Source organism: Shewanella sp. 10N.286.52.A9, assembly GCF_041468985.1.
In the GTDB taxonomy this organism is placed as follows: domain Bacteria; phylum Pseudomonadota; class Gammaproteobacteria; order Enterobacterales; family Shewanellaceae; genus Shewanella; species Shewanella japonica.
Map to the genome: position 1 here is coordinate 1 of NZ_JBFRJQ010000025.1, position 14,160 is coordinate 14,160.

At 39.3% G+C, this 14,160-nt stretch carries 9 protein-coding genes; 5 read left to right on the forward strand and 4 right to left on the reverse strand.

Annotated elements, in window-relative coordinates; genetic code table 11:
• Positions 1-240 precede the first annotated feature (240 nt).
• Entirely contained in the window at positions 241-624 is a 384-nt protein-coding gene (locus tag AB4128_RS15770; RefSeq protein ID WP_282098423.1) for an HU family DNA-binding protein, read from the reverse strand.
• Between the two features lie 133 nt (positions 625-757).
• Here AB4128_RS15770 and AB4128_RS15775 point away from each other — a divergent pair, with 133 nt between their 5' ends.
• The 3 genes from AB4128_RS15775 (at position 758) to rplY (ending at position 3,404) form a co-directional block, all read left to right on the forward strand.
• Positions 758-2,215, forward strand: coding sequence for a murein L,D-transpeptidase (locus tag AB4128_RS15775; protein WP_372038237.1), 1,458 nt, complete (start codon positions 758-760; stop codon positions 2,213-2,215).
• 152 nt (positions 2,216-2,367) lie between these two features.
• Positions 2,368-2,916 (forward strand): DUF882 domain-containing protein, encoded by a 549-nt coding sequence (locus AB4128_RS15780; RefSeq protein ID WP_055024730.1) that lies wholly within the window; start codon positions 2,368-2,370, stop codon positions 2,914-2,916.
• Positions 2,917-3,116: 200 nt separating this feature from the next.
• Entirely contained in the window at positions 3,117-3,404 is a 288-nt protein-coding gene (gene rplY / locus AB4128_RS15785; protein ID WP_055024729.1) for a 50S ribosomal protein L25, read from the forward strand.
• A gap of 142 nt (positions 3,405-3,546) precedes the next feature.
• Here rplY and AB4128_RS15790 read toward each other — a convergent pair whose 3' ends face one another.
• Both AB4128_RS15790 and AB4128_RS15795 read right to left on the reverse strand, forming a co-directional pair.
• Positions 3,547-7,497, reverse strand: coding sequence for a translocation/assembly module TamB domain-containing protein (locus tag AB4128_RS15790; protein ID WP_372038238.1), 3,951 nt, complete (start codon positions 7,495-7,497; stop codon positions 3,547-3,549).
• Positions 7,497-9,347: an autotransporter assembly complex family protein gene (locus tag AB4128_RS15795; RefSeq protein WP_372038239.1), complete on the reverse strand. Its 1,851-nt coding sequence runs from the start codon at positions 9,345-9,347 to the stop codon at positions 7,497-7,499. The genes AB4128_RS15790 and AB4128_RS15795 overlap by 1 nt, the downstream gene beginning before the upstream one ends.
• Before the next feature lie 133 nt (positions 9,348-9,480).
• Between AB4128_RS15795 and AB4128_RS15800 the strand changes: the two genes are divergently transcribed.
• Positions 9,481-10,506, forward strand: a complete 1,026-nt coding sequence (locus AB4128_RS15800; RefSeq protein ID WP_372038241.1) for an isoaspartyl peptidase/L-asparaginase family protein — start codon at positions 9,481-9,483, stop codon at positions 10,504-10,506.
• Between the two features lie 596 nt (positions 10,507-11,102).
• Complete coding sequence (locus AB4128_RS15805; protein ID WP_372038242.1) at positions 11,103-12,740, forward strand: hypothetical protein; 1,638 nt, start codon at positions 11,103-11,105, stop codon at positions 12,738-12,740.
• A gap of 662 nt (positions 12,741-13,402) precedes the next feature.
• Here AB4128_RS15805 and AB4128_RS15810 read toward each other — a convergent pair.
• Positions 13,403-13,996 (reverse strand): hypothetical protein, encoded by a 594-nt coding sequence (locus AB4128_RS15810; RefSeq protein WP_372038243.1) that lies wholly within the window; start codon positions 13,994-13,996, stop codon positions 13,403-13,405.
• Positions 13,997-14,160: the final 164 nt, after the last annotated feature.

Sequence of the window (14,160 nt, forward strand, 5' to 3'; positions counted from 1 at the left end):
CCTATTTTAGGACTAGACAAATTTGAATCTACGTCTAGGGCAAAAGATAAATCCCTCGTCGCTTTAAGATAGGACTAGCTGGGCCAGTCTTTAATGTGCCGCTATGGATAAAATATCAAAAGTTCTGTAAGACGCATTTGAGCGCGCGTTTGCAAGATTTGAAAATGACGTGAGACAGGATGTGAAAGCCTCCTATCATCCCAAATAGGAGGCTTTAATTTGTCGTTTGACGCTACTTTTTTATGGATTAATGTATTTTTTAAAGGCTGGAGCTGGTTTAAAGCTAGGTTGATTAAAACCTGGGATTTCGATGCTTTCACCCGTTTGCGGGTTCCGTCCATTCTTAGCCAAATGATACCTTAATTCAAAGGTGCCAAATTGCGGTAAATACACTTTTTCGCCTTCTGCTAACGCTTTATGAAGTTGGATAAGAATTTGCTCTAACTGTGGCTTTAATTGAGATTGAGAAACGCCGATATCAGACGCCATGACTTGTAATAATTGCTTCTTGTTCATAAATGCTGCAGTGAATAAATATTGAAAAAATTTTTGCGGGGCATGTTTATAACAGTTCTTATAATCCTTTCCTAGTTTCTTTAGTTCAATTAGCTGCTTAGTAGTCAGCGGTTAAGTTTTTTGTTCTATTTTTATCCTTCTTTCGTAGTAACTTGTAACTGAACGTCACAGTCTGTAACACAAGGTTGATATTTTTTTGCCATACTTAATTGTCTATGGCGTTAAGACGGGAGAGAAATGAATGAGAATTTTGTATTATCTACGTGTCTCTTTCACTTTTATTAGTTTGTTATCAATTGCTTTTGCAGGCCAAACTCATGCAGTGCAGTCTCAAAGGCTGTCACAAGATCAAATTCAGCCAGCAACATACAAAACACTTGCTCAGCATGTGACTTTACTTTCATTAGTGGAATCTTCCGTTATTTGGCAAGATTACTTAACTATCTTGCAAAAGGGCAGTGAGGCGGAAAAACTCGAGTACATAGACAAAATTCAACAAGAGATCGCTCGCTTCTGGCATGATCGAAATGTACGCTTGCCTTATGATTCGCTGACTTCTTCTATGTCCGAAAAACGACAGGTTTATGCCTTAGAGCCTGCGGTTGAAGACTATCTTAGTGTTCAAAATCACATTAGGCGCTTATTGTGGCTGAATCAACGCCATGAATGGCCTCAAATACAACCTGGTGGCTTATTAAGGCCAGGTGACAGCCATAAGACCATCAGTTTGATTTCTCAAAGACTCTGGTTATTGGGAGATTTATCTTCTCGATCTGAAACCCAATACACTTATGACAATACAATTGCGATGGCGGTGGCGAGATTTCAGCAGCGTCATGGTTTGAAAGCTGATTCTGTTATTGGCCCCAAAACGTTACATTGGATTAATCAAACGCCACTGCAACGCGCTGAATTATTAGCCAGCAATTTTGTTGAAAAAACCAGTTATTTGTCTGACTTAGGTGAGCGCTACTTGTTAGTGAATATACCTGCATTTGAAATGGTATTAGTTAATGAAAGCCAAATCGCATTGAGCTCTAGAGTGATCGTAGGCAAAGCCTACAGACGAACACCTGTGATGCAGGGGCAAATCTCTAACATCGTCATCAACCCTACTTGGACCGTTCCTAAAAAACTAATGCGACGAGATATTCTGCCAAAGGTTGCCCAAGATGGACATTACATTACTGACAGACAGTTTGATGTGTTTGATATCACTGGCACTAAAGTGAATAAAACAGCTTCAGAGTGGCAAGATATTGTTTCAACAGGCCCGTTTCCTTATCGGTTAGTGCAGAGGCCTGGTAAGATAAATGCGCTTGGACGCTACAAATTTCACTTTAAAAATGATCTCAATATCTATTTACATGACACGCCAGATAAAGCCTTGTTTGATGAAGATGACCGAGCATTATCATCTGGCTGCATTCGAATCGAAAAAGTACAAGAACTAGCGGAGTGGTTTGCCGAAAATGTGGTGATTGATAAACGCACTTGGCATCGAATGCAGGAGCAAGGCGAGCAAACGCAATGGTTTTCACTTTCTCAAACAGTGCCAGTCCACCTGGTTTACTGGAATGCGTGGGTTGATGAAACTAACCTCGCTCAGTTTCGTAATGACATTTATCATTTAAATAACATTAAACAAACCGAAGTGGCCAATAATGCAGCAACTTCGTTACAAGTGTCTTCTCGTTAAGTTATTGACCAGATTAACACTTGCCGTTTTGTTCATAATTTAAGCTGATTTTATCGGCTTGAATGCTTGCTATTGTCTCACTTTCCGTTTAACTTCGCTTTCAATTGTGCAAAAAATGCACATGTTTTTGATTATTTGAAAGTGGTGAGTGAATGTCTTTAGTGTGTCCTGCCCGTCGGCAATTAGTGTTAGGTTTAAGTGGTGTTGCTGTCGCTTCAATGTTTTCCAATCCAGTTCAAGCAAGCCGTTCTACTCAAGGTGTTAGAGAACTCAGTTTTTACAATCGTCATACCGGAGAGCGTCAAAAAGGCCAGTTTTGGGCTGAAGGTGAGTATGATCAAGATACTTTGTCATTATTTAGCGAAGTACTACGTGATCATCGTCAGAACCAATCAGCGCCTATGGATAAGCGTTTATACGAATTTGTTTATCAGCTACAACAGGCTTTAGGTAATACTGATGAAGTTCATGTCATTTCCGGTTACCGCTCACCAAAAACTAACAATATGTTAGCTGCTAAGAGTAATGGAGTCGCAAAGAAAAGCTACCACATGAAAGGAATGGCGATGGATCTTGCAATCCCTGGCGTTGAGCTTAAAAGCCTTCGTGATGCTGCAAAGTCATTAAAATTGGGTGGCGTAGGTTATTATCCACGTTCGGGTTTTATTCATGTGGATTGTGGCCCTGTAAGAAGTTGGTAGTGTTTTCATATTGACACTATTAATGATGTGACTGCTTGATACTATCTTGAGAAGCATGAGTGAATGGTATGATTTTTACTTAATAACTTGTTGAGTCAAGGTGGCTATGATAGAATCCGCGCGCTTTGTTAAAGAACAAGCACGAGTTGTTATTGGTCGAAAATAACAACATCAATTTATTTTTTATAAGTGAGAAACACATGTCTTACACTATTCAAGCTGAAATCCGTACTGAAATCGGGAAAGGTTCGAGCCGCCGCCTACGTCATGCGAATTTAGTTCCTGCTGTTATCTACGGTCCAGGTAAAGAGCCAATGTCAATCAAAATGGCTCAAAAAGATATCGTAAACATTCAATTGAATGATGACTTCTACAACACTGACTTAACACTAGTTATCGACGGTAAAGAAGTTAAAGTACGTGTACAAGCAATGCAACGTCACGCGTACAAAACGCTAATTGAACACATTGATTTCAAATTTGCTTAATTGCTAGTTTGAGTGAAAAAAGCGCCTTAATGGCGCTTTTTTTGTGTCTGTAAATTGGCGGTATTGAAGTAACGGTAGTTCACTGTGAAATGACAAGCTGTATTAGGTTTATAGCAATAGCGGTTGCTATCGTTTTAGCGGATTAATCGACGTTAAAACTATAGTAAATATCAAGAGACTGATTGATCGTCCCTGAGACGGTTTCTAAATATAACTGTGACAAAATATAGTATCGAACTGTCATCTCATATCCTGGGTTAAATACACCAATACCGTATTTCACCATTAAGTCTTCGCCAATGTAGCCACTAATGGCAAATCGTCCTTCATCGTTCGCATCAAGCTGGACGTTAGAAAAACCAAATTTTTCAATCAATCCTGTGGCTGTTGAGCCAATATTATTGATTGCTCCACCACCTAATTGCGAGCCTAAGCTTAATGCGGCTCCCATCATTAAGGCATTATTTTGCTCGTTGCTGGAGTTACTAAATCCTGCGCCAGTAATAATATAAGAGAGAATTTCTGCTTGCTCTTTTGCTGGACTTGAAAACAAGGTGACCTCAGGTTGCATTGCTGTACCTGTCACTCGTACGCCTGCAGTTAAGTCTTCATCTTTAATTTCTCTGACTGCTTCAATATTTAGATTAGGGACTTCGGTAGGGCCGGAGAATTGTACTTCGCCCGTACTAATCGTCAGTGTTTGTCCCATGAATTTATAAGAGCCATTAGTGACCTTAATATCACCAAATAGTAGCGGAGGCTTGAATGCTTGTTGTTGCAGCAAAAGGGTGCCACGTAATTTTCCACTAAGGCCCATACCGTCAATCAGTAACTCATTACCAACTTTAATATTTAAATCCGAGACCACGGCGTAAGGGCTTGTTTGTTGTTCTTTTTCAGAAATAGAATCGTTAAATACGACATCTGAGGAAACGGCAACGCCGCCTTCTGCAAGCTGAACAACTGTAATTTCACCCGTTGGAATGTCGACATTGCCTTTTATCGCCAGTTGCGTTGTGTCGAAAGTAATATTGATGTCGGGAGAGATATCTAATATCGCAATTGGAGGTTGAATAAATGCGAGCTTGTCGCCCAGAATATCAATATCACCGCTAAATCGACCATCAGGCCAAGCCAACGTACCCGCAACACTAGCTTTACCATCTCCCATTGCTAACGTGCCATCAACTTTTGCCTGTTGACCTTTTAACTGCATTGCTAGAGTAATATCGTCAATTAACGTTGGGTTGTTCGTTGTGGCTAAAGCCCCGTTTTCTAGGCTTAAGCTTCCTTGCACCTCAGGCTGAGTTAGGTTACCTAATATACTCAGGTCCGCTGCGAACAAGCCTTCTAATGTTGCGAGTTTAGGGAAAAAGCCCCTTAGAGGCCCTATATTAATCGTATCGGCTTTGATAAAGCCTGTTAATGCGCGTTCTTCATCATTACTAATACTGATTTGACTGTTAATTTCTGCAATATTCTCAGCGCTAACAATAAGGCTGCTTTTGAGCTGTGTTTCATCAATCACAGCATCCAGCTTGATGGTATCGTAGTGTAGGTTGATTCGATCGTTTTCAGTGCGGCGTAATGCTATATCCCCACCATTAAGCAATAGTGCAATGTTGGCTTTAAGTTTGTCAGTTTCTGACCACTGAGCTGTTGCTTCTAAGTCGGACTCACCAGTCCAGTTTAGACGAGGAGGTAGCAGCGGCTGTAACAAGTTACCTGGTTGGCCATTGATACTTAGCGAAAGATCGCCTTGAGTACCAAATCGACCTTGCTGGTTTAAGCACAGACTACTATGGGTTTGAATTAAGCAAAAAGGCGTAATCTGTCCATCTTGATTGAGCTGATCCCATTGGATATTAACAGGGTTATTTATTTGCCAAGCACCTAATAAATTTGAAATAACAAGTGAGTTAATGTCGGTATTAAAGGTTTGCTTTTGTTCATTAAACTGATTATTGATTTGAGTGTTTAATGCGATGTCACCTTGCGTATTGAGTTTAATTTTTTGTTCAGCAAGGGTTCCTTCGGCGCTAAGCGTTAATTCTGTTAAATCAATCTGTTGCCATGAAAGCTGGTTATTATTGATGTTAAGCGTAAATTGATGTTCATTTAACGGTAGGTAATGGCCTTTAAGAGTTAACTGTTCAATATCAATATCAGCAAATTTAACATTACTCACTCGGCCACTTACGTCAACTATTGGTTGCGTATCATCCCCTGTCACATCAATTTTTGCATAAATCTCGCCTTTAGCATTAGGTAACCACTGGCTAACATCAGGTACGGAGAGCTCAGCATCGACATCCCAAAAACGGCTAGCTTGACCATTAATTAATAGTTCTGCTCCTAAAGCACTTGCCTGTAAATTGTCGGCATTGATGGCGAACTTATCATTGAAATCGATATTCCCTTTCACCGTTAACGGAAAATCATTTAATGTGCCACTGAGATCGGCATCTTCTACGGTTATTTGCCATTGTTCATCATCAATAACGCCAGCGGATAGCAGTGAACCATCAATATTGCTTGCAAGTTCCGTTAATTCATAAAGATAGGGGATTTTGTCTAGTTGAAGCGAAGATGTCGCTAATTGTGCTGACCAACTGACCTTATCATCAAAGTTGAGGTTGCCGTCTGCTACTAGGTTTCCAGCTTCTGACTCGACATCAAGATGCGAGATAATGAGCTCATTTTGACTAAGCTCAATATTGGCATCAAGCACTAAAAGAGGGTGATACGGGCTTAAAAACTCACCACTAAAAATGGCAGACTGTTGATGTATGTTTCCTTTACTGGTGAGCTTACTTAATCTCGCGGTGTAATCGGGCTTATCAAGTGGCCAGTTAATATTTGCTTGAGCAATTTCAATTTGATAATCCATTTCTGGCTTACTTAACTCAATAATTGCTTCAAAGTCGATGTCTACATCGCCAGTTGCAGACACTAATAACGATAAATTGTCGAAACCATTTTCGGCCTCAATCGCTATTTTTTGTTGAGTTAACTCAGGTACTTCAGTCACCTTACTAAGGTTAAACTTGGCATCAATATTCATTGGATAGTCATGATTAAGACTAATATCACCAACGAGAGAAGCCTCGCCATAATCATGAGAGACCGATAATGCTTGCACATCAATTAAGTATTCAACATAGCTACCAGTTAGTGAAATATGAGAAAAATTATCAGTTCTATTTCCTAATGTCATTACGCTGTCATGGGTAATGAGCTCATCAACATAAATAGGAAAAGTCATGTAAACGGCAGGCAAGTTGGCCATGGCCCAGGTTTCTAATTCTGATGATGAAACGTTTTTATCTTGATTATCTGGGCTTGAGGTTGCTTGCGCATCGGCTGTATCTTGTTGGGAAGATTCACCTAATGGTATATCGACTAATAAGCCTTCACTATGTAAGTAATTTACTCTGAGTCCACTCTTATTCCATAACGCTTTACCTTGCAGGCGACCTGCGTTGTAACGCATGTCATTCACTGTGACTTTTACGCCGTTCAGATCTAATTGATTGAGTCCAATAGTGACGGGTAAAATCAACGGTGAAGGGGATTGCTGCTCAGCGGCATCCTCATTATTGGTGTCTTTAGCGTTGTCATTTTCTGATGGCTTAGAAGGTTCATCATCTGCAAACTGATCGGTTTGTACTATGACAGTAACATCATCAGCAAATAAGTTATCAACACAAATCTGTTTGTTAAAAAGACAAGTTGGAACCCATGATAGGCTTAGGCCTTCAACCTCTACAGCGACGCCGTCCATTGACCAACGAGCGGTAGTAAATTCAAGTTGATTGTTTATAGTGCCTGATTTTAAGTTTAACGCTAAGTTAGGAACAAATTGGTTGGCTAGCATCACACTGATTTGGGCACCAATCGGAGTGCCAATCAGTATTGCTATCAGCATCAATAACAGTAAAGGGATATAAATAGCAGTACGAGTACAGAGTTTAAACGCTTGCCAACAACGACCTAAAAATGATTTTGGTGGTTTTGATGCAGGTATATGCGCTAACGATGAACTGTCGTGTTGATTGCTATCTTCTGTTTTAGGGGGCATAGAATCAGTCATTATAAGTCTGTCCCCATGGTTAAATGAATTCGCCAAGAACGGTCAATGGTTTCAGTTTCTTTTAGGCCTACACCTAAGTCAAACTTAATAGGACCAATAGGTGAAATCCAATGAATACCGCCGCCAACAGAGACTACAGGCTCAAATTGTTCAGTATCAAAAGCATTACCAGCATCGACAAAAGTGGCGACTCGCCAAGTGTCAGTGAGATAATATTGATACTCTAAACTACCAACGACTAAATAGCGTCCACCGACAACCTGCCTCGATAAGCCGCCTTCAGAGTTAACATACTCGATATAAGGGCCTAACTCTTGAAAGCCGTAACCACGAATCGATTGATCGCCACCGGCAAAATAACGAAGTGAAGGCGAGATTTGATCAATTTGATCACTATCGGCAATATTTGCGCCTAAATCCAGACGTGATACAAAACGATGACGTTCAAAAAAAGTATCAATCCATTTTAATTTTGCTTCGATTTTCGTTAAGCGAATTTCAGAGCCTAAATTAGGATCGCCATACTCGAGACTGTAAGTTTGTCTAAAGCCTGACTTAGGGTCTAAGGTGTTGTCTCCACGCGTTGTTTTACTTAATCCAAAACCAGCCAATACAAATTGCGGGTCATAGTCAGTATCAGATTGATTATAAAACTCATGGTTATATTCTAAGGAGTAGCCAAATAACCAACCGCTGTCTAATCGTTGTTGCCTGATTATCCCAATCAAGCGTTTTTCAGATTCCAGTTGCCCCGTATAATCGTAGTTTCTGTCATCTTCATTGTAATCTTGCGTCACCCCGTATTTATCACGTAATAAACCAACCCTAAATTTAAGCTGATCATCAAGAGGATGAGTTAACGGAATGGTATAAGTGGTTAAAAACTTCGGTCTGTCAGGCGACCATTCCATTGTGGTTTCTTGGGTATGACCATAACTGTTAATTTCTGGCATACGCCAAGTAAGCCGAACTCTTGGCTCAACGGTTTTTTCTGCATTGGTTCCAATATCGGCGCCCAAACCCACTTCAAAAGAGTGAGTGGGTCTTGGGGCTAAATCAACTTTAATCGGTACTTTAGTCTCAGACATGTTATCAATTTGAGGTAACACTTTAATATTACTGAAATAACCGGTATCAATTAAATTCCGATTAAGCCGATTTAGCCGTTGGGTTGAGTAATTCGCATTTGGGTCAAATGGAATGAGTTTTTCAAGCAAATCATCATTTATGGTCTGGCCTGAAAACGTGACATCACCCATTTTGTATCGTCTTCCAGATTCAAAATAGAGGTGGATTTTAGCGGTATTTAAATCACGATTTATTTCAATTTCAGAGCGAGTAAAAGCCCCATCAAAATAGCCTCTGGCCAGTGCTAGTGTTACTAGATTTGATTTTAATTCTGAATAAACACCATGGTTAAGGGTATCACCTGGTTTAATTGTTAACTGATCCATCCAGCGATTAAAACTATTATCATCGAGCATTTCATCACTGAATTTGATGTCAATCCATTGAATGATAGTCGGTTCGCCTTCATCAATATTAATAGTGAGTTTCCAAGGGGAGTTTTTGGACTCGGTAACATTAATATCCACTTTTGCGTGATATCGGCCCATTGATTCAAGTGCAGCAGTAACATTATCTTCTACGGTAAACAAAAATGCGCGGCGCTGAACTTGAGAAGTGGGTGATTCACCTAAGTGAGCACGTACGTTTTTGGCCAAACTGCCAGAAACACCCTGCAGTTCAATCGTTAGCCATTCATCTTTTTTAGCCCAAGCAAAATTTGATGCCAATGAAACAAGGGCAACGCAAATGACTAGGCAATATTGTAAAGACTTGGATAACAATGACTGAATGCTTATCAACAAATAAAGATGGTTTACCTATTGTCGCCAGATTACCGCAATCAGGCAAGGTTATGATTGAAATTACCGCCTGAAATGGTTACAAAGATACAAACTGATCAAGGACTTGCTTAAAATGAAAACAATAACACTAGCACTGATAGCATCAATGGCTTTATTTTCTGGTTTAGCGAACGCAAAAACTAAACCTTTTGCGATAGCCATTCATGGTGGAGCAGGGACCATTCAGCAAAGTAGCTTTACCCCTGAGCAAGAAAAAGCCTATCGAGCGAAGCTAAAAGAAGCGGTAGATGCAGGCTATGCTGTTTTAGATAAAGGCGGCTCTAGTTTAAGTGCCGTAACCACTGCAATTAATGTATTAGAAAACTCACCGTATTTTAATGCAGGTAAAGGTGCGGTATACACTCATAATGAACAGCATGAAATGGATGCATCTATTATGGATGGCAATACCATGAACGCAGGTGCGGTTGCTGGCGTTAAACACATTAAAAATCCGATTGATTTAGCGCGCTTGGTAATGGATGAGTCTGTCCATGTCATGCTTTATGGAGAAGGGGCTGAAGAGTTTGCTTTAACTCAGGGGATCCAATTGGTGGCTAACGAAACCTTTAATACCCAAAAACGTTATCAAGGTTTACAGCGTGCAAAAGCAAAAATGGCTGAAGCGAAAACCAGTGCAGATTACCAAGCTGCGCACCAACAGTTAGACACAGAATATAAAGTTGGTACCGTTGGCGCTGTTGCATTAGATAAACAAGGTAATATTAGTGCAGGTACCTCAACCGGCGGAATGACGAATAAACGCTATGGTCGTATTGGCGATGCGCCCGTTATTGGTGCTGGAACTTATGCTGAGAATGGAGTGTGCGCAGTGTCAGCGACTGGACATGGTGAATATTTTATTCGCTACCAAGTCGCAGGTGATATTTGCGCAAAGGTGAAATACCAAAGTAAATCTATCATCCAGGCTGCGGATGAGGTGATTAATCAAAGATTGATTACCGCTGGTGGTACAGGTGGCGTGATAGCAATTGATCATCGCGGCAATATTGCGACCCCATTTAATACAGAAGGGATGTACCGCGCAACCCGTAAGAGTGGGGAAGAAGCACAAGTGATGATTTGGCGTGATAAGTAAGCCTTAACTTTCCTTGTTATTGTTATCAATCACGATTGAGATTTAAAAAAGCATCAAGTATTCGCTTGGTGCTTTTTTAGTTCAGCCTATGTTGAGTTTGAGGTTGTAGCTTATTTGTGTTCCAAACCTTGTTTACTATTTTGAAAACTCTACGTCTTGGTACTTAGTTAATATCAGTTATAGACATATGGATTTCGCACTGGATTTCCAAACCCCGTTTGGATTAACGTCGTGGCGCTTCATCCACATCAGAGTAAGAAGGGTGAAACTGCTCACCCCTCTTGATTCTTTATAAACCATAGTCCCAGCAGCTCCGGCGAAATTTAAACAGCAAAATTTCCAACGGAGAATCATCCAGCTTTAAACTTCGTTTGTAGTTCTAACGTTTTTGTGCCCCAAAACGAGTTAGAACGATAATACGCCTCATTCTGCTTGTCGGTTTTTTTCATACTAAAAATAATGGACAAGCAAAAGATCTGCCCGACCTGCGCTTTTTTGATGAATCCCTATGAACACACCTTTTTCTATTCAATAGATTCATTAACAGGTTTATAGTTGTCGGATTACCATTCTGTTTTGTTAGGAAATTTGCAAACATGTCAATTGAATTAGTTAAAGAGCAAGTACGAAGGTTCCTTTCCACCGATACTCCCGAAGTACTTGCTATCAAAGGTGATTGGGGGGTCGGTAAAACTTATAGTTGGGAGCAGTACATCGAAGAGTTCAAAATAGAATGCGCTTTAAAATCATATTCCTACGTTTCATTGTTTGGGATTAATTCTATTGCTGAGCTAAGGCAAACTACGTTCTTAAACATGATTGATACCAAGAGAATTGGAGAAGCGCCAAACATCAAAGGCTATTCAAAGAAAGTTGCTGACTTGGTGAAGGATACAAAGATTCCCTATGTTAGTAAGTATGTCGGGGGTATTGGCAGTCTTATTAATTCAGTTTCTCAGCTGGCGATGAACAAGACAATAATTTGCTTTGATGATTTAGAGCGTCATAGCAAGGGAATCACTATCAAAGACTTCATGGGGTTAGTTTCTTTCTTCAAGGAACAAAAAGGTTGCAAGGTTGTCTTGTTGCTTAATGAGGAAGCTGGTGATGATACTTTCAAAGATTACAGGAAATACAAAGAGAAAATCGTAGATAGGCAACTTCATTTCGAACCAACCGCTGAACAGTGCTTCGATATTATGTTTGCTGAAGATTTCGAGTTTAGAGACTATGTTCGTGATTGCTGTATTGGATTGAACATCAAAAACAAACGAGTCATCAGAAAGATAGTCGAGCACACAAATGAGTTTTTGGAGCTTGTTGATGGCTTCGATGAAAGTATCAAGAAGCAAGTTATTCACTCCACTATAGTGCTCAGCTGGTGTTACTACTGCCATGGTGCTGATGAGGTGCACATTCCAGAGTTTGCGTTTGTAAACCAATCAGGGAGTAGAAAGGAAAACGAAGAATCGGGATGGACGAAAGAAATAACCATTCGTTGGAATATGACGTTAAATCGATATGGTTACGGATATACCGACGAAATCGACTTGGCTGTTGCTCGTGGTATTGAGCAAGGTTTTCTTGACAAAGAAAAGTTGATTCCTCTTTGTAGGCATAAGCAGAGAGAGGTTGAAATTCAACATGCTAGTGCTAAATGGGATGAGGCTTGGAAATTGTTTCATGGTTCGTTCGATGCAAATGAAGTAGAAGTTGCAAGGGCAATGGAGTACGGGATGAGGGATATAGCTGATTCAACCTCTTGCTCACAATACTCCAGTGGATTGAAGGTGTTACGGGGGGTAGGTCAAGACCAGAAAGCCGATGAGTTGATTGATGTTTTTGTTGAAGCAAGGAAAGGGAATCCAGAGATCTTTAATGTAGACAGCATTACAGCTAACCCTCTCAGTATCGATGATGAAAAGTTCAAAGAGAAGTTAAGGGAGGCTTATTTAGAGTTTAAGCCTAAACCTACGGTGGAGGCCATTCTTAAAAAGAGAGAAGGGTCTAACTCTTACAATATGTCTGAGGTTGAGATTTTAAATGAGTTATCAACAGATCAAATTGAAGAAATGTTCAGAGACTTTAAGGGAGAAGAACTTACTTCTAACATAAGGACGTTCATGCTGTTGTCTTCGAGTAATGCAGATCTTGGAAAGAAAGTTGGTGAAGCGTTAGATAGAATCGCTTCAACTGAGTTGAACAAATCTCGAATGGCAAAATTTAGAAATTGACATGTGGTTCTGCATTATTAAATAGATCGTTATTACTGTTTCTAGGACACGTGTGATATAAGATGCTTGAAAAGCGATTGACTTACTAGACACACCGAAACAGCTTTTTCAGTTTAATCTGCCCAAGCTCAGCTTGTTCTGCACAACTAATACAGGACACTTAATTTAATAATTTTAGATATTTGTAGTTATCCTTGAACTGCTAATTTAGAAAAAATCACTGATACAAAAATGTCCGAAATGGGTTAGGGCTAAAAATCCATTGATGCCCTAGACGTGTTAAAGTCGACACATAGTTTAATAATACTTCCAACCAAGTGACCAACTTTAGTCAAGCACTACAATCCCTAGATTTAGCATGGAGTTTGAGACTTTTAATAGGTTATACATGGCATGTACAATTGCCAATTTAAGGGAGAAAATGTTAACAATTTAACAAATCTAACTAAGAATCTTTAATGATAAAGTTTACACGTTGTAATGGTAGTTGGAGTTACTTATTTTGAAATGATAATTAAAAAATAGTAACGTATTTATCTGTTAATAATTGGTTATGATTATAATTAGTTTCTTCTTTCCCTAAAATATTCCATGTTCAATATTTAGGGTGAGTTAATATTGCCCTGCAATGACCTGTAGTATGTCAAGTTTATAATTTAAAATCAGTAAGTAACTTTAAGGCCATGATTATCTTTTAACATTTGAACAAAAGGGTTCATTAATTTGCCATTCAAACTAATCTGTGGCTCTTTACCTTTATTGTTAAGAGGTTTGTGAAGACCTTTTTTGACATTCCAGTTGTCAGTTTTTCTGGGGATGTAATATGGGCGATTCAACCATATTTGCCACTGAGATGTTGATAACCTTTTTTGTATTTTAAAATTTAAAATAGAACGTTCTTCAGGCAATAATCGGTAATTAAGCAGTCTAACAATCTCTTGTATTGTGCAAGAATACAACTCTTTACAGTATCCTCGTTTACCTTCAAAGTATCGATGTACATTGAACTTTTGTAATGAACAAGCTAACTGCGTTTCTATAATCCCAGTAATATTTTCCCCTAAATTTACTTCAGCTAAATATTGCCAATCCGAACTTCCGTCAGGTTTGTGAATGTTTAATGCTTTTATTCTTTCAGATATGTGTTTAGTAATTCCTATTTTAAACAAATGAGAAGTAGGTGAGTAAGCAATGTAAAGATGAGTTGCTTCTCGGTACGCTATTGAAAAGCTTTCATTAGAGTTTCTTTTATTCATAATTTGGCCTCTTATCGCTCTGGTTATTTAGAATACTTCCTTAACAACATCAGAAGTTATCATTTAGTGCCAAATTATATTTTTTAATTGCTAATTCTATATGTGGGTAGCTTTCCCTTTCAGAATCTTCAAAATAAGTGGTGTCGGAGTAAACTTAATTATTA